14 protein-coding genes are annotated in these 17,854 nt (G+C 63.7%); 1 reads left to right on the top strand and 13 read right to left on the bottom strand.

Annotation, left to right across the window (positions count from 1 at the left end; genetic code table 11):
• Positions 1-92: 92 nt before the first annotated feature.
• Positions 93-2,279 carry an MMPL family transporter gene (locus tag CH286_RS14775; RefSeq protein WP_094609537.1) on the top strand — a complete coding sequence of 729 codons (2,187 nt, stop codon included), beginning with the start codon at positions 93-95 and terminating at the stop codon, positions 2,277-2,279.
• On the opposite strand, the gene CH286_RS14770 is transcribed toward CH286_RS14775, so the two are convergent.
• From CH286_RS14770 to rplL, 13 genes are all read right to left on the bottom strand, one after another.
• Complete coding sequence (locus tag CH286_RS14770) at positions 2,273-4,849, bottom strand: aminotransferase class III-fold pyridoxal phosphate-dependent enzyme (RefSeq protein WP_094609634.1); 2,577 nt, start codon at positions 4,847-4,849, stop codon at positions 2,273-2,275. The genes CH286_RS14775 and CH286_RS14770 overlap by 7 nt on opposite strands.
• 241 nt (positions 4,850-5,090) lie before the next feature.
• Positions 5,091-6,005, bottom strand: a complete 915-nt coding sequence (locus CH286_RS14765; RefSeq protein WP_094609536.1) for a hypothetical protein — start codon at positions 6,003-6,005, stop codon at positions 5,091-5,093.
• Between the two features lie 74 nt (positions 6,006-6,079).
• Entirely contained in the window at positions 6,080-6,769 is a 690-nt protein-coding gene (locus CH286_RS14760) for a hypothetical protein (RefSeq protein ID WP_032380469.1), read from the bottom strand.
• An 83-nt stretch (positions 6,770-6,852) separates the two neighbouring features.
• Positions 6,853-8,100, bottom strand: coding sequence for an MCE family protein (locus CH286_RS14755; protein ID WP_032401938.1), 1,248 nt, complete (start codon positions 8,098-8,100; stop codon positions 6,853-6,855).
• Positions 8,097-9,359 (bottom strand): MCE family protein, encoded by a 1,263-nt coding sequence (locus tag CH286_RS14750; RefSeq protein WP_094609535.1) that lies wholly within the window; start codon positions 9,357-9,359, stop codon positions 8,097-8,099. The genes CH286_RS14755 and CH286_RS14750 overlap by 4 nt, the downstream gene beginning before the upstream one ends.
• A 29-nt stretch (positions 9,360-9,388) precedes the next feature.
• Complete coding sequence (locus CH286_RS14745; RefSeq protein WP_032380466.1) at positions 9,389-10,672, bottom strand: MCE family protein; 1,284 nt, start codon at positions 10,670-10,672, stop codon at positions 9,389-9,391.
• On the bottom strand, positions 10,672-11,670 hold the full coding sequence (locus tag CH286_RS14740; protein ID WP_094609534.1) for an MCE family protein: 999 nt from the start codon (positions 11,668-11,670) through the stop codon (positions 10,672-10,674). Before CH286_RS14740 ends, CH286_RS14745 begins: the two co-directional genes overlap by 1 nt.
• Complete coding sequence (locus CH286_RS14735; RefSeq protein WP_094609533.1) at positions 11,667-12,734, bottom strand: MCE family protein; 1,068 nt, start codon at positions 12,732-12,734, stop codon at positions 11,667-11,669. The genes CH286_RS14740 and CH286_RS14735 overlap by 4 nt, the downstream gene beginning before the upstream one ends.
• Positions 12,731-14,086, bottom strand: coding sequence for an MCE family protein (locus CH286_RS14730; RefSeq protein WP_094609532.1), 1,356 nt, complete (start codon positions 14,084-14,086; stop codon positions 12,731-12,733). The genes CH286_RS14735 and CH286_RS14730 overlap by 4 nt, the downstream gene beginning before the upstream one ends.
• Complete coding sequence (locus tag CH286_RS14725) at positions 14,083-14,943, bottom strand: MlaE family ABC transporter permease (RefSeq protein WP_032365270.1); 861 nt, start codon at positions 14,941-14,943, stop codon at positions 14,083-14,085. The genes CH286_RS14730 and CH286_RS14725 overlap by 4 nt, the downstream gene beginning before the upstream one ends.
• 5 nt (positions 14,944-14,948) lie before the next feature.
• Positions 14,949-15,743 (bottom strand): MlaE family ABC transporter permease, encoded by a 795-nt coding sequence (locus CH286_RS14720; RefSeq protein WP_032401934.1) that lies wholly within the window; start codon positions 15,741-15,743, stop codon positions 14,949-14,951.
• A gap of 5 nt (positions 15,744-15,748) precedes the next feature.
• Positions 15,749-16,921: an ATP-binding cassette domain-containing protein gene (locus tag CH286_RS14715; protein WP_176458240.1), complete on the bottom strand. Its 1,173-nt coding sequence runs from the start codon at positions 16,919-16,921 to the stop codon at positions 15,749-15,751.
• A gap of 468 nt (positions 16,922-17,389) precedes the next feature.
• Entirely contained in the window at positions 17,390-17,776 is a 387-nt protein-coding gene (gene rplL, locus CH286_RS14710; protein ID WP_032380460.1) for a 50S ribosomal protein L7/L12, read from the bottom strand.
• Between the last annotated feature and the right edge of the window lie 78 nt (positions 17,777-17,854).

Below are 17,854 nucleotides of genomic sequence, written 5' to 3'. Positions count from 1 at the left end.
GAGCACTCACATCACGTCTCGCGGGGGGACAACATGATTACGGTGGTAGTGGTCGACGCCGGATGCAGGTGTCGAGCCTTCGGTAGTCCCGCGTGACCAGGGGTTCGCCCGTCGTCGACTTCCTCGTTGCCCGTGCTCGCTGGGTCCTGGCCGTCGTAATTGCGACCGTTCTGCTCGGCGGAACCTGGGGCCTGGGCGTCGTCGACGAACTCAGCCTCGGTGGCTACAGCGACCCCGACAGCGAGTCGGCGAAGGTCGACGCTCTCGTCGAATCCCGGTTCGGCCGCGACGTTGCGGACATCGCGGTGGTCTACACCCCGACGGACGGACGAACGGTCGACGAGATTGCCGATACCGTGGGCGCGAGCCTCGCCGGTATCGACGCCGGAGTGCTGGCCCGCGACCCCGTCACCTATTGGACGGTGCCCGACGCCTTTGCTTCGGGCCTGCGATCGTCGAACGGGAACTCTGCCCTCGCGGTGCTGACGCTGACCGGCGACGAGGACAAGCGCGTCAAGTCCTACCAGGACCTGCGCGAGGAGTTGACGATCGATGGCGTGACCGTGCAGTTCGGTGGATTCTCGGCCGTCGTCGACGCGTACAACGAGCAGGCGCGAGCAGATCTGGTGCGAGCCGAGACCATCACCTTCCCGATTCTGCTGGTTCTGCTCCTGATCGTCTTCGGCGGACTCGTCGCCGCAGGAACTCCGTTGGTGATCGGCGGACTGAGCGTGCTGGCGTCCCTGGCCGTGCTGCGAGCAGTGAACAGTGTATCCGAAGTGTCGGTGTTCGCGACCAATATCGCGTCCCTCGTCGGACTCGGAATGGCCGTCGACTACAGCCTGTTCGTGATCACCCGGTTCCGCGAGGAGTTGCGCAACGGGCGCGGAACGGCGGACGCGGTACGCCGCACGATGTCCACCGCCGGCCGAACCGTGGCGTTCTCGGCACTGCTGTTGATCTGCGGGTTCGTCGGAATGCTCATCTTCCCGCAGGCGATGATCCGCTCGCTGGGCTTCGGCGGCATGGCAGCAGTGGCCGTCGCCGCCGTGATCTCGCTGACCGCCCTCCCCGCCGCACTCGTCCTCCTCGGCCCCCGCATCGATTCGCTGAGCTGGCGCAAGGGTGCAATCGACCGCGGCGAGGCACGGGCGCAGAAGTTCTGGGGCACGGTGGCAGACCGCGTGATGCGCAGGCCCATCCTCGTCGCCGGTGCCATCATCGGTGTGCTGGCCGTGCTCAGCGCGCCCATCTCCGGCGTAGCTCTGGGCGACCTCGACCACACCGGTCTGCCCCCGGACTCGCCGGCCCGGATCGCCACGCAGAAGCTGATCACCGATTTCACGCTCGCCAACAGCGGCGTCACCGTCGTCGTCGAATCGGTCACCGATGCACCGCCGAGCCCTGCCGCGGTCGCAGAAGTCACGGACGCCATCGGCCGCGCGGACGGAGTCGCGGCAGCGTTTCCCAGCGGCACCGCCGACAATCTGACCGTCGTCGATGCCATCATGACCTCGGCCGATCGCACCCCGGCCGCACTGGCGACAGTCGATGCGATTCGATCGATCCCCGCTCCGGCCGGGACCACGCTGAGAGTGGGCGGCACCACCGCGCAGAGCGAGGACGGCATCGACGCGATCTACTCCACCATTCCGTGGATGTTGGCCATCATGGTGCTGGCCACTTTCACGATGACGACACTGGCTTTTCGCTCGATCGTGCTCAGCCTCAAGGCAATTGCCATGGCGATGGTCAGCCTGGCGGCCACTTTCGGTGTGCTCACCTGGATCTTTCACGACGGCCACGGCAGCGGGCCGATCGGCGTCACTGCCGGCCCTTTGCAGTCCACGATGAGCATCCTCGTCATGGCCGTCGTATTCGGCCTCTCCACCGACTACGAGATCTTCCTGCTCTCACGCATCGTCGAGGCACACGACAACGGAGCCACCACCGCAGACGCAGTCCGCATCGGGGCCGCTCGCACCGGACGCATCGTGACGGCCGCTGCGCTGCTGCTCATCAGCGTCACCGCGTTCTTCTCGTTGTCCGAACTGTCGATGATGCGACTCGTGGGCATCGGCATCATCGTCGGTCTCGTCATCGACGCCACCATCGTGCGGATGATGCTCGTGCCCGCCCTCGTCACGCTGATGGGAAATGCGAACTGGTGGCTCCATCCCACCCCGAAACGATCGACGGAGACCAGGCAGGGCGGGGCCGGTCAGGACGGGGCCGGAGTCCACGAGGTTCCGGGAACTCCGGCCCCAGCCGACTACTGACTACCTTCGCGCCATCGGGTGGCCTCGGCGAGCGCGAACCCGTGGACGTCGGCCAGCTCACCCAACCGTTCGACGCTGTCTCCGTCGAGACTGGTGCCGATGCTGCGGAGGTCGAACTCACCCGACAACGCGATCAGCATCGTCTCGGCCATGCAGGCATACGTCAGGCCCGGAGCCAACCCGTAGGTCAAACCGAAATCCGAACCCGACGGCACCCGCACGATGCCGCCGTCGAACACCGTCACGTCCGGCCGCTCACCGCGCACATCGCGGCCGATGTTCGGCGGCTGCGCAACATCGCAGACGATGGCACCGTCCATCAGATCGGTCGGGTCGATCAGTGCGTGCGGTGCCGATGTCGCCGCAATCACGATCAACGAATCTTGCACCGCAGCAACGGGATCGGTGAAGAACTCGATGTGCCCGGACCTGATCAGATCATCCAGGTCACCACGCATCTCGAGTGCAGCACCGGCGAGATCCCCTGAGCCGGATCCGCCCGTCGCACTCGCCACCATCTCCTGCGCCGCCGCCCACAACTTCGGCGCGATGACCGAGCTCTCACCCTGCCGACCGACCAGAGCGATACTGCCGACCTCGCCGGCCAGCTGCTTGCCGATAGTGCGCCCGATGGCACCGGCAGCACCGAGAATCGTCACCCTGGCCTGCGCGACGTCGATTCCTCGTTCGCGGCACACGCGTCGGACAGCCCGCAGACTCGCCGCGGCGGTGAACGTGTTGCCGGTGGTGATAGGCCGAGACGTTGCCCCGAGACCCAACCCGTTCCCGGTGATCACCGACGAGTAGCCGCCCAACCCCACTACCGTCGCGCCCCGCGAGATCGCGAGTTCGACGGCACCGCCCACCACCCGCAGCGCCTGCTCGGTCGGCAGATGCAGCAACTGCTCCGAGGTGTAGGGCAACCCGATCAGGTCACCGTGTGCCGTTGCGTCCCCTCCCCCGACGACCCGGCCACTGCCGATGACGAACGACGCGGGGTCGAGCTCGGACGTCGATGCAGCGAACCGGCGAAGCAGATCCTGTCGTTCGGAATGATCGAACACCTCGAGCGCAGGATCGAAGGCGGCGAAGAACCCCAGATCCAAAGGGTGCGCGATGAACGCGAACCGGCGATCCGTGGAGCGCACGGCGATATCGGGGGTGCGGCCCGGACGTAGTGCGGTGAGCGAGGGTGGGGTGCCGACGGTCGGGCGGCCCAGCAGGTGCCCGAACAATCCGTCCAGGTCCCCTACCGCCGCGTAGCCCAGCGCCCGATCCAACGCGGCCACCAGACGTGCACACTGCGCCGCCGAGACCGTCAGCGGTGGCTCGATCCGAATCACCCTGGTACCGAACAGCGTAGGAGCAACCCGGATCCCTTCGACATTGAGCAGGTAGGAGCAGATCACCGCAGTCAGATTGTGTTGCTCGGCAATCGAACCCAGCAGCGACTGACGCCCCACGAAGTTCACGTCCGCAGTCAGCTCGATTCCGAGCAACAAGCCGCGTCCGCGAACGTCGGTGACCACGGACGGATACTTCTCGGCCAACGCACCGAGATCCTTCGTCAACTCCCGACCGAGCACGGCCGCGTTCGTCACCACCGCGCAGTCGTCCCTGGTGAGCTCGTCGATGACTGCGATACCCACCCGAGCCGCCAGCGCGTTGCCCGCGAACGTCGACGTGTGACGAAGTGCGAAGCTCTCGTCCACCAGCTTCGGCGCACACAACACCGCACCCACCGGCACGATGCCGCCACCGAGCGCCTTCGCCACGGTCAGAATGTCGGGCACCACCCCCTCGTGTTCCGCGGCGAACATTCGCCCGGTCCGGCCGAGCCCGGTCTGCACCTCGTCGAACGCGAGGAGCACACCGTGCCGATCACAGACATCCCGCACACGCCGCAGATATCCGTCGGGCGGACACACCACTCCGCCCTCACCCTGAATCGGTTCCACGAGAAAGACTGCATAGTGATTCGGCGCGGCCGTCAGGGCCGCATCGAGTGCATCCGCGTCGCCGAAGGCGATGTGATCGAAGCCGGCCACCGGTGCCCCGAATCCACTCTGATACTTGATGTTTCCGGTCGCAGACAGCGCGCCGAGCGTCTTGCCGTGGAAACTGTTGCCGGTGGTCAACACTCCCAGTCGTCCGGTGTGCGCTCGCGCGAGCTTGAGCGCAACCTCGGTGGCCTCGGCACCACTGTTGACGAACGTCGTTCGCGTCAACCCGTCGGGTGCGATCCGCCCCAACCGATCTGCCAGTTCGCCTGCTGCCGTCAGCACCGAGGGCTGCACGAAAATTGCCTCTCCACTGCACCGAACATCGTTGATCGCCTGCCAGATCGGCGTGGGGCCGTGCCCGAACGGAAGTGCCCCATACGCACCGGCGAAATCGAGATAACGTCGGCCCGAGGCGTCGAACAAGACGGTCCCGTCGCCGCGCACGTACTCGCGATCCAGATCGAGGGCGGACAACAATCGGTACAGTTCGGGATTGACGTTCTCGGCGAAGCCCGAGCGACCGGACCTCGATTCCAGCACGGATAGATCGATAGTTGTGTCAGTCATGACCAGCATGCTCCGTTTTCATCGGATCCATCCCTGGCTGTCGAGCGTCGAAATGGTTGTCCCGAACAACCAGGGCTCGTCCCAAGCCAGGACGCAAACGCGATGGTAATCCGGTCGTGCGCATGCGACAGATGAGTACACAACGCACGAAAAAGCCCCGCTCGAGCAGAGTTTCTGCGTCGAACGGGGCTTAATCGAAGAGCGTGGCCGAATACCCGAGCGGGGCCAGCGGGTACCGGTACTACTGGTCGTCGATGGCCGACAGCTTCCAGGTGCCGTCGACCTTCTCCATGTTGACCGTCAACGGGCCCTCGGCACTACCCGACGCCACACCGTCCTGCGTGGCGCTGATGTTCACGTTGGCGATCAACTCGGCCTTGTCGTCCTCCAGCCGCGAGACGCCGATGTCGGTAACCATGGCCTCGGTTCCCGTCTTCGTTTGCACCACAGCGGATTTGGTGGTGTCCGCGGTGGAGTTGAACTCATCGAGCATCGACTGATTGAGCACCGCACGGGCAGCATCGAAATCGGCATCGATCGTATCGGCCTTGTACGTGTACAGAGTCTGAAGCGCGTCGGTCGCCGCCGAGGTGACTTCCTGGGTGGCTGCAGAATCGACCCAGGCAGCATTGTCGATCGTGGCGAACGGCTTGAACGCCGCAACAGCAGCGAATGCACCGAGCACCACGGCGATGATCGCGACGACGATCACGTGCTTGTAACCGATACCCGACGCCTTGCGCGAGGTGACAGCCTGGTCCGCGTCCGCGTCGGAAGCCCCTGACGTCACGGAGTCCAGCGGAGTGGCGGCCTTCTCGGTGGCATCGGACTCGGTCGCATCGGACTTGGTGGCGTCGGACTTGGTGGCGTCGGGCTTGGTGGCAGCCTTGGCCAATGAGGGCTTCGAAGTCGCGCTCTTGTCGGCAGCGGTCTTGTCGGACGCAGTCTTGTCGGCGACCGTCTTGTCGGCAACCGTCTTGTCGACCGCAGGGGTGCTCGGTGCCGGCGTTGTGATCGCGGTCGTCTCGGTCGTGTCCGAACCCTCCGCGGTGGTCGAACCCGCGTCGGACGCTGCGGGCTTACCGGTGCCGGCCACCTTGCGGCGCACCTTGCTGGTGGTGGTGGGTGGGACGATCTTGCGACGCTGGGGAGGCACTACAGAACTCCTTCGAAACTCACTGCACTGAAACTCACTGCACTACAGACGGAAAAGACACTGCCCGGGGAACGTCAGTTGCCACCGGAATCCGGCTGTGGGGCCGGCGTCGCTTCCGCGCTGGGGGTAGCCGCATTCGGGTCGGCTGCATTCGGGTCGGTAGCACCCGGTTCACTCGGGATGACGGGATTGGTGTTGGGGTTGTCCAACGAGATCCGCGAACCGATGGGGTCGACCTTGTTGGTCTTCCACACCCCGTCGACCTCTTCCATGGCCAGTCGCATCGTGAGCTTGCTTCGCTCGACGCGGTCGGGCCACGTCGTAGTCGTCTTGATGACTACGAGAGCCTCGGCGGTGTTCTCGTCGGTACTGAGCTCGGTCACCGCGGCATGCAATACCTCGGCCTCACTCTTGGCACCGGACTGACGGACCTGATCGGTGATACCCGAACGCGTCTGCTCGAGGTCGTTGAGCATCAAGTCACCGGTGATGGACGACTTCATGTTGTCGAACGACTGATCGATGTTGGCGGCGTCGACCGTGTTCAGGTTGACCGCCGCCTGCTGGGCACCGGTGAGGGCAGAGTCGCGAGTATCTTCCGTCGGCTTCTGGCTGAACAACGCCGTGCCCCAGCCGTAGCCGAAGAACACTGCCGCTGCGAGAGCAGCCACGGCGATCACCGTGACGACGGCAAGAAGAATTTTCGCTGTCTTGTTCTGCCCTGGAGTCGCTGGGGACTCCAGGGCTTCGGTGCTCGAGTTCACAATTTCACCCTACTACTCGGTAATATCCGGCCGAACCACTCTCGGCCCGACGATAGTGCTGAGCAGCAGTTCTTCCGATGTCGCTACTTCGGCGTGACGCCGATGAGCGGTGCCAACTGGGTGGCGATGGGGTTGAGGTTGAGCTTCTCGGGATCGACCTTGGGGTTGAGGTCCCACGGCTGCGGCACGTCCGGATCGGCAAAGACGATTCGGTTCGCGCTGCGAACGCCCGTCACGCTGCCCTGTGGCGTTGCACAGTTCGCGTCGAGGTTCAGCGGGTAGTTCTCTCGGGTCGGGTCGAAGTTCGGGTTCTTCCGCTTCTCCTCGTCCAGGATCGCCTGCGAGCCCTCGTAGCCGACCGTGCAGGGCGGCGGGTTGTTGACCTCGAGCAGCAGACCCTGATGGATCGTGCCGTCGTTCGGGACGATGGTGGAGATGCCGGCACCGAGCGCAGGCAGGAATGTCAGGAACGGCCGAAGAGCGAGATACCGCGGCTCGGCCTGAGCGGCGACCAGCGCAAGGTTGTTGATGTCGGTCGTCAAGGCCGGACCGGCATCGGTGATCAGACCACCGAGCTGATCACCCGCAGCGGTTCCGGTGTCGATGAGCCGACGGATGTCGGGATCGCTGGACTTCAGCTGAGCCGTCACCTGATCCAAGCTGGTACTGAACTCGCGGATCAGATCCGACTGCTCGGACTGTGTGTCGAGCACCGGCACCGCGTCGCGCACCAATGCCAGCGTCTGCGGGAGTGCCTCGTTGCCCGCCTCGGAGATGTTGCCGAGCGAGTCGACGAGCGATTGCAGATCGTTGCCCTTGCCGTCGAACGCCACGCCGAGCTCGTTGACGACCTTGGTCAAGTTCTCCAGCGGTACCGACCTCACCAACGTGTTGGTGTTGGCCAGCACGTCCTCCACCGGAACGGGTGTCGAGGTGTCGGCGGCCGCGATCTGAGAACCGTCGACCAGGAACGGTCCCTGATCGGTCTGCGGCTGAAGGTCGACGTATTGCTCGCCGATCGCGGACCTGTTCGCCACGACGGCCTTCGTGTCGGACGGGATGTCGGGACCGCCGTTGTCGAGCTTGAGCTCCACCTGGACACCGTCCGGTGTCAACTGCAAGCCACCGACGGTACCCACCGGCACCCCGCGGTACGTGACCTCCGCGTTGGTGAAGATTCCACCGGAATCGGCGAGATTGAGCGCCACCTTGTACTGCCCGAACCCGAGCATGTTGTCCAGACGAACGTACTTTCCGCCGACGAAGATCAACCCGACGAGGGCGATCACGACGAATACCACCAACTGGTACCGAACGAGCTTCGATCTCACTGGCCAACTCCGAACTGTTCGAGCAGATCATTCAACGGGGCCAACGGGGTCAGCGGCGCAGGCTCTGCCCCGGCGGCCTGACCGCTCGGTGCACCCGGTCCGGGAACCGGTGACGGGATGATCGGCGGCAACGGCAGCAACGAGATCGTGGGCCAGCCCGGACGCGGTCCGTTTCCGTTGTAGTACGGATTGGACGGATCGACGACGGGGAGCGTGTTGCCGTACTTCGGCTGGACGTAGACCGGATCTCCCTCGCCCACACCGAAGTTGCGAAGCGCCGTTCCGATCGACAGGTCCAGCGACAGGAACAGGTTGGCCGAGTTGCCCTCGATGATCTTCTCCGTGCCGTCGGCGAACGGCAGTGTGGGGATCACCGACAGCGACGTCACCACGTCGTCCGCCGAATCGGCCAGTGCCTGCAGCGTGGGACGTAGCGCCCGCAGGTCTGCGATCAGATCGTCCTTGGATCGGTTGATCACGTCGGTGCCGACCGAGCCGAGACGATCGAGCGCACCGAGCATCTCCGTCAGCTGCGGTCGCTGCTGCTCGAGTACATCGGTGGCGATCGGCAGGTCCTTGAGCACCCCGTCGATCTTGTCGGTCTGCGAGTTGACGCGCCCGCTGAGCGTGTCGAGACCGTCGATGGCACGGGTGATGTCGTCACGCTGCTGATTGAGTCCATCGATCAGCGTGTTCGCCTGCTGCAGAAGCTCTTTGGTCTTACCTTCCCGACCGTCGAACGCCGTACTCAGTTCCTTGACGATGGGCGAGAGCTGACCGACGCCTCCGCCGTTGAGCAGCAGCGAGAGCGCACCGAGGACCTGTTCGATATCGGTGGCGTGGCGAGTTCGATCGAGCGGGATCGTGGCACCGTCCTGCAAACGCGCGGCTTCCTCGTCACCCGGAGGCGCGGACAGCTGCACGAACTTCTCGCCGAGCAGGTTGGTCTGCTGGACCGACGCGATCGCGTTGGCCGGCAGGTCGACGTCGGAGTTCAGGATGACGTTGACGTCGGCGGTCCAACCGTCGTTCGGAACCGTGATCGTGTCGACGCGGCCGACGGCCACACCGTCGACCTTGACGGTCGACTGCGGGACGAGGTCCAGCACATCGTCGAATTGCACCGTCAGGTTGAACGGGTTGTCTCCGACATCGGCACCACCCGGTAGCGGGATGGCGTAGATGCCCGCCGACGAGCACGCACCGGCAGACAGGGCCACCACGCACAGTCCTGCGCCGAGGGACAACGAACGCTTCACGCGAGCTCGATTCCGCTTCACAGAGGTACTCACTGTCCCCCACCTCCGATGTACGACTGCTCCAGACCCGGCATCGAGCTGGTTCCGAGCTTGGGCGAGACCACGCCCGGGACCGTGCCCGGCACGGACTGGTTCTGCTGGATGTCGTTGGTGAGAACACCGAACGGCAGCACAATCCGGTTCTGGTCGGCGAGAGGGGCCTGAATCATGGTGGTGATGTTGGCGCACTGATCGATGATCGGTTGAATCTGCGCTCCCAGAGCCTCGAAGCGAGGATCACCGGGTACCAACTTGCCCAGGTCGATCAACCGGCAGACAGTGCCGAGAGGATCCTGGGTCTCGTTCTGCAGATTGGCGCGCGAGGCGAGCGTGCCCGACTCGGCGTCGTACGCATTGACCAGGTTGCTGATCGCCAGTGGCAGCAACGTCAAGGTCTGCACCAGCTGCTCACGGTTGTCGGCCAGGGTTTGAGTGGGCTGTACGAGCCCGTTGGCCGCGTCGGTCAGTTCGGTTCGGTTGTCCGCGACGAACGTGGCGACGTCACCGAGCGACACCGAGAGTTGCTGCAGCGCAGCACCGAGATCCTCACGCTGACCGGACAGGAAACCGGTCAGGTCGGCCAACTGGGTGTTGAAGTTGCGCACCTGTTGATCGTTCACGGACAGAGCACTGACGAAGGTCTGCAGATTCTTGATCGTGTCGAACACATCGGTACGCGAGTCGCTCAGGGTCCGACCGGCCGCCGAGAGCTGAGTGATGCTGTTGCCCAGCGCTTCACCGTTGCCCTCGAGGTTGGCGGCACCGGTGTTCACGAAGTCCGTGAGCGCGCCGTCCTTGTTGGCCCCGTCGGGTCCGAGAGCTTTGGACAGGTCGTTGATCGACGAGTAGAGCTCGTCGACCTCGACAGGTGTGGCCGTGCGATCGCGACCGATGGTCGTTCCGCTGGCCATGGTGTCGCCGCCCGTGTACGCGGGTGCGAGCTGAACATAGCGATCGGCGACGAGTGACGGGGTGACCTGGACGGCCTTCGCATCGGCCGGGATGTCGATGCCCCGGTCGACTCGGAGGACGACCTCGACGTCGTCGCCCATCGGGGTGACGGAATCGACGGTACCGACCTTGACGCCGAGTACACGCACCTCGGAACCCGAATAGATGCCGACCGACTTGTCGAAGTAAGCGGTGATCTTGGTTGTTCCGGCCCTGGTGAACAGCCACCAACCGGCGACCGCTACGACCAGTGCCACCACCACGACGACCGCGATGATTGCGAGCTTGTTCTTGTTTCGCGGCGCTGCCTGAGTGTCTGTCATCAGTTCCCCGCCAACTTGTCGACCGAGGGCTCGCGGTAACCAGGTATCAACGGAACTCCGGGTGGTGTGAGGTTGGCCAGGACGATATCGAGCCACCGGCCGTTACCGGTCACGTTGGTGTAGAGGCGAATGAACGGCTCGTACAACTTGAGTGCCCGGTCCAGATTGTCGTTGTTGCGCTGCAGGATCTCGATGACTCCGTTGAGCTGCTGCAGCATCGGGTTGATGGTGGCCTCGTTGTCGCGGACCAGACCGGTCAGCTCCTGAGATACGCGCTGCGTGCCGGTGAGGAGCTGCGAGATGGCCTGCTGCCGGTTGTTGAGCTCTTCGAGCAACGGGCCTGCATCGGTGATCAACTTGTTGAACTGCTCGTTGCGGTCGGCCAGCACCTTCGATGTCTCGCCGGTAGCGGCGAACAGCTTCTTCAGTTCCTCGTCGCGGCTTGCCACCGTCTGCGACAGCCGAGTCACGCCGTCCAAGGAGGCACGAATGTTCGCCGGCGTCTCCGAGAACGCCTCGGACAGGGTTCGCATGCTGTTCGCGAGTTGATCGGTGTCGATGTCGTTGATGGTCGATGCCGCCGCTGAGAACGCATCGATGACGTCGTACGGAGACGTGGTGCGATCGAGTGGAATCGTGTCCTTGGGGCTCAGCGTGTCCGGGCCACTGGGGTCGAGGGCCAGGTATTTCTGACCCAGCAGCGTCTTGATGGCGATGGCCGCCCGTGACTCGTTGCCGACCCAGGCGTCCTGCACCGTGAAGTCCACGAGTACTCGATCGCCCTCGAGACGCACATCGGTCACCTTGCCGACCTTGACGCCCGCGATACGGACCTCGTTGGACGGCTTGAGACCTGCTGCTTCGCTGAACTCTGCGGTGTACACCGAGCCTGCACCGATGATCGGAAGTCGGTCGAGAAAGAAGACCGACATCGTGGCGAGCAGGATGATTGCGATTCCCAGCGCACCGATGGTTGCCGGACTACGACGAGATTTCATTGCTTGATCCCCCCAGCTTTGCAGCGCTCTGCCGAGTTCGTGTAAAGCGGCTGGTTTACGGTCGGAAGCCCGGTCGGCAAGTTCAGGTTCGGCGAAGACCCCGGTCCGGCAACGATGTCGATGCCGCAGAGGTAGAACGTGAACCAGGATCCCTGCTGGGCCGTGCGGATGAGCTTGTCCAGCTTGTTCGGCAGAATTCCCAGGACCTTGTCGACGTCGTCGCTGCGGCGGTTGACGGTCTCCGACAACGTGTTCAGTGCCGTCACCGATCCCTGGATCGACGGCCTCGTCGGCTCGAGCAGATCGGCCGTTGCGTTGGTCAGACCGGCCAACGACGTGACCGCCGAACCCACGACATCACGATCGGCCGACAGTCCGGAGACCAGCTTCTGGGTGTTGACGATGAGACTGTCGAGCTGACCGTCGTTCTGATTGACCGTCGCCAGAACGTTGTTGAGATTGGTGATGACCTGGCCGATGACCTGATCCTTGTCTGCGACCGTGTTCGTCAGACTCGCCGTGTTGGTCACCAGCTCGTTGATGGTGCCCGACTCCCCCTGGAACACCTGAATGATCTGGTAGGACAGCTTGTTGACGTCGTCTGCACTGAGCGTGGTGAACAGCGGCCGGAAGCCGTCGAACAGCGTGGTCAGATTGACCGCAGGCTTGGTCCGCTCCAGCGGGATCGTCGCACCCCCGTTGATCTTCTGACCTTGGTCCCCCGAGCCCTGCTCGATGGCGATGTAGCGCTGGCCCACCAGGTTTCGGAAACGGATGGTCGCCGTCGAGCTTGCCGGCAGCCAGTCGCGGCTACTGAGAGTGAAGTCCACTTTCGCTTCGCGCTCGTTGGCGATCTCGATGTTGTCCACCTGGCCGACGCGAACGCCTGCGATACGCACTTCGTCGCCCTTGTTGAGGGACGTGACGTCGGTGAACATTGCCGAGAACGTGGTGCCGCCGCCGCCACTCGAATTGGCGATGGTGAAAGCAAGGGTGGCCGTGGCGATGATCGTGACCACCGCGAACACGACCAACTTGATGATCGGCGCGAGAAGGCCTCTCATTTCACGCTCACCTCCGCTCCCCTCAATGCCGGAGCGCCGATAGCGGCTGCCCACGACGGAATACTGTCCGGTGCAACGCCACTCGCCTGACCGTAGATCACGGCGAGAGTGTCGCGTTCGAAGTCCGAGCCCTCGTAGCTCGCCGGCTCCGCGGATTCCGCGATGGCCGGAACGATGGAACTCTGAGCCGACTTGGGTGGGCCCTGTCCGGGGATGACCTGCGGGCCCGGGTTACGAGTCGGGACCTGGTACGAACCGTCGTTGATCGAGCCTCCCGGGTACTGCGGGAAGAACTCGCCGGGTGCTGCAGGCTCGAAGCACGTAGCTCCGCGATCGTCGAACAAGCGCGGCTCGTCCTGGTTCGGCAAGTAACGGCCCTTCGGGTTGACGAACGATGCGGAGACGTTGATGCCGGGGTATGGGTCGCCCTCGCCGAGCACGATCGCGCCGCGCCTGGCTCCTTCGGCGAACTGGCTGAACGTGCAGCCGAACGTCGGTGAGAACTCGGCAAGCAATTCGAGTGCCTCACGGGAATTCGACGCCAGGCTGATCAAGTTCTCGGAGTTCGCCTGCAGGAAGTCCGCGGTGACGTTCGAGGCCGACGTCAGCGAGCCGTACAGCGTTTCGAGACCGGACTGACGCTCGACGACGGTGTTGCCCGTCGTGCGCAGGTTGTCCAGAGCCGAGATCAGCTCCGGTGCCGCGTCGGCATAGGTCTGGGAGAAATCTGCGAGACCGACGAGGGTCTGCTGGATGTTCGGCAACTCCGTGTTCAGACCCGACACGATGTTCGTCAGATTGTCGATGGTCTGCCCCAGTTGCTCGCCGCGCCCGCTGAGACCCTGCGCCAGTGACCCGAGGGTATTGGCCAGATCCTGCGGCGGAATCGCCTGCAGCAGCGGGAGCAAGCCGTCGAGCAGCTGCCCGACCTCGATCGCGTTTCCGCTCGTGTCCTGACGCAGAACCGTGCCGTCGGTGATCGGCGACGCCGAATCGTTCTCGGGCACAATCAGCGAGACGTAACGCTCGCCGAACAATGTCTTCGGAAGCAGCCGAGCCGTCGCGTTCGACGGGATCAGCGGTGCCTTGTCCGGATCGATGGCCAGCTGCGAGGTGACGACACCGTCGACGGTGGCCGCAGAACGCACCTCGCCCACGATCATTCCGCGCACCTTGACGTCCGCGTTCATCGGCAGGGCGTTGCCCACCGAGTCGGTTTCGAGGCTCACGTTCACCACACTCTTGAACGTCTTGTTGTAGGAGGTGATGCTCCATCCGAGAAACAGGATGAGCACCAGGAAGAATGCAAGTCCGAGCAGTACTCGCTGCAGTCGCGACGGCGAGTCGATCATCCGGCAACCCTCACTGTGGTGGTCGTGCCCCAGATGGCGAGGCTCAGGAAGAAGTCCAGTACGGCGATCGTGACGATGGCCGTACGTACGGCGCGGCCCACTGCGACGCCGACGCCAGCCGGTCCGCCCGAGGCGTGATAGCCGTAATAGCAGTGGATCATGATCAGCACGAAAGCGAAGATGAGCACCTTGAGGAAGGAATACAGCACATCTTCCGGAGGCAGGAACAGGTTGAAGTAGTGGTCGTACGACCCCGAGGACTGTCCGTTGAAGATCGTGCTGATCCCTCTGGACGCGACATAGGACGCAAGCAGACCGACGATGTAGAGCGGGATGACCGCGACGAAGCCGGCGATCATGCGGGTGGTGACGAGGAACGGCACACTCGGCACGGCCATGACCTCGAGCGCATCGATCTCCTCGGAGATCCGCATGGCACCGAGCTGTGCGGTGAAGCCACAGCCGACGGTTGCCGAGAGCGCCAGGCCCGCGACGATCGGGGCGATTTCACGGGTGTTGACGTACGCGGAGAGGAACCCGGTGAGCACGGAGCTACCGAGCTGTTCGAGCGCTGCGTAGCCCTGCAGGCCGACGACGATGCCGGTGAAGCCCGACATCATCACGATCACGCCGATGGTGCCACCGATGACGGCCAGCGCGCCGCTGCCGAAGGTGACCTCCGCCAGCAGGCGGAGCACCTCCTTCTTGTAATGCACTGCAGTCTTGGGGATCCACCCGATCGCCCGCAGGTAGAACGACATCTGCTCGCCTGCGCGATCGAGCACGTTGAGCGGAGCATTGCCGACGCGCTTGACGCGCATCAGTGTGCGGTCACCGCGACCTCTTGCGATAGTCATCGCGGTTACGCTCCCTTCGCTGGAACGACCTGGAGGTACACCAGGGTCAGAATGAGGTTGGCGAAGAAGAGCAACAGGAACGTGATGACCACGGTCTGATTCACTGCCTCGCCGACGCCCTTGGGTCCGGGATTGGGGTTGAGCCCCTTGTACGAGGCGATGATGCCCGCAATCAGACCGAAGATCGCCGCTTTCGCTTCTGCGACATAGAGATCCGGGAGCTGTGCCAGCGCCGAGAACGATGCCAGGTACGCACCGGGGGTACCGCCCTGCAGAATCACGTTGAAGAAGTAGCCACCCGCGATGCCGACCACCGACACCAGGCCGTTGAGCAACAGCGCGATGAGGATCATGGCCAGCACACGCGGAACGATCAAGCGGTGCACCGGGTCGATGCCCAGGACACGCATCGCGTCGATCTCCTCACGAATCGTCCGTGAGCCCAGGTCGGCGGTGACGGCCGAGCCTGCGGCACCGGCAACGAGAAGGGCCGTCACAAGGGGTGAACCCTGCTGGATGACCGCGAGCACGCTGGCTGCACCCGTGAACGATTCCGCACCGAGCTGCTTGATGAGCGATCCGGTCTGCAGCGAGACCACAGCGCCGAAAGGAATGGCGACGAGCGCAGTCGGCAAAATCGTCACGCTGGCGATGAACCAAGCCTGCTCGATGAACTCGCGGAACTGGAACGGCCTACGAAAGGTGTTCCGAACGACCTCGACCAGCAGTTCGACGATATTGCCGGCTTGTGTCAGAGCGGCGTTCGCCGGAGCGAACGCGGACTTCTTCGATCCCGCCATGTCTGCTATTGACCCCGACCTTGCGTAGGAGCTTGGTAGCCCTGTTGATCATGACCTTGACCGCCGTATCCCTGCTGGTCGTACCCCTGCTGGTCGTACCCCTGCTGGTTGTAGCCCTGCTGGTCGTAACCCTGCTGGTCGTAGCCTTGCTGGTCGTACCCCTGCTGGCCGGCGTAGGCGGGGTACTGCTGACCGGGGTCGGTGGTGTCGAGGCTCTCCTGGATGGCGACCTGCGCGTTGTGCGGCAACGTGTGCATGATCTGACGGACCCGCTCCTGCCTGCGTCCGACAGCCTGCCGCACCGGGGTGCCGGGGGTGGCCTTCATCTGCGGCACGATGCCTTCCACGTCGTCGACGCCACCGGCGTGGTGCCCGGCGTCGACGAGGGCCTGCTCGTGCGCCATCTGCGCCTCGTCCTTCTCCTCCGACATGCCGATCGGACCGATCATCGTTCCGTTGAGGAACTGCTTGACCACCGGCTCGTCACTGGTGAGAAGCACCTCGCGTGGGCCGAACATGACCAGCTGACGACGGAAGAGCATGCCGATGTTGTCGGGCACCGTTCGAGCGAGGTTGATGTTGTGCGAGACGATCAGGATCGTGGCATCGATGTTGGCGTTGATGTCGATCAGAGTCTGCGAAATGTACGTGGTACGAACGGGATCGAGGCCGGAGTCGGGCTCGTCGACCAGAATGATCTCGGGATCGAGCACAAGAGCGCGGGCAAGGCCGGCGCGCTTGCGCATACCACCGGAAATCTCGCCGGGCAGCTTGTCTTCTGCGCCGAGCAGACCCGTCAGCTCGAGCTTCTCCATGACGATCTTGCGGATGTCGGACTCGGACTTCTTCGTGTGCTCGCGAAGCGGGAACGCGACGTTGTCGTAGAGGTTCATCGAGCCGAACAGCGCGCCGTCCTGGAACAGCACCCCGAACAGCTTCCTGATCTCGTAGAGCTCACGGGAGGAGCACTGCAGGATGTCGGTTCCGTCGATGAAAATCTTGCCCTGTTCGGGACGCAGCAGGCCGATCAAGGACTTCAGGAAGACCGACTTGCCGGTACCGGAAGGACCGAGGAGCGCACTGACTTCACCCTTCGGCAGGGTCAACGTCACGTCCTGCCAGATCTTCTGTACCCCGAAAGACTTGGTCAATCCTTCGACCGAAACCTCGACTCCCACGCTGACCTCCACAATTCGTACACATCGACCCGGATGTGGGTTGCGTCACTGTATCCCATGCAGGTGTCCGCACCGACACAGGAGCTTACCGCCCAGTAAGAACTTCCCCGAGTCAGGCTGTAGAGCTTGCATCAGTGTGGCTCATCTCACGCGACACGGTCGGCGACTCGCCAGAACTGTGACAAGTACCAGTGGCGAAATGCTGTGACACACCACAAGTGGACCCAACCGAAACCCTTCGACGTGCTTCAGACTTCGGCGAGGTCGAGTAAACAGGGGCCGAATCGGGGTGTCACGCGTTCCGGCAGAGTCAGTGATCGATCACAACGATGCACCCGATACAACGCCTGGAACACAGAAAAGGGCAGGGCTCGAAACACAGAAAAGGGGCCGCTCCCACCGAGGTGAGAACGGCCCCTTCTGCGCTCGTGCGATCAGAGCACGAAGTACGACTGCAACGAAGCGGTCTTACTTGACGGAGATCTTTGCGCCGGCAGCTTCCAGCTTCTCCTTGGCAGCCTCGGCTGCGTCCTTGGCGACCTTCTCCAGGATGGCCTTCGGAGCGCTCTCGACGAGGTCCTTGGCTTCCTTCAGGCCGAGGCCGGAGACGACCTCACGGACGACCTTGATGACCTGGATCTTCTTGTCGCCGGCCGACTCGAGGACGACGTCGAACTCGTCCTGCTCTTCGGCAGCCTCAGCCGGAGCACCGGCTGCGCCTGCTGCTGCGACGGCGACGGGAGCGGCTGCGGTGACCTCGAAGGTCTCCTCGAATGCCTTCACGAACTCGCTGAGCTCGAGGAGGGTGAGCTCCTTGAACTGGTCGAGCAATTCTTCGGTGCTGAGCTTCGCCATGGTGGCGGGTCCTTCCTGTAAGTACCTGGTCGCTGATCCGCGACTTGGTGTTGGTGGTGTGGAGCTGAGCTGTTCGCC

The organism is Rhodococcus sp. WWJCD1 (assembly GCF_002258735.1).
Taxonomy (GTDB): Bacteria; Actinomycetota; Actinomycetes; order Mycobacteriales; family Mycobacteriaceae; genus Rhodococcoides.
Note: the sequence above shows the minus strand (reverse complement) of the source record. Positions and strands in the feature narration are given on the sequence as shown.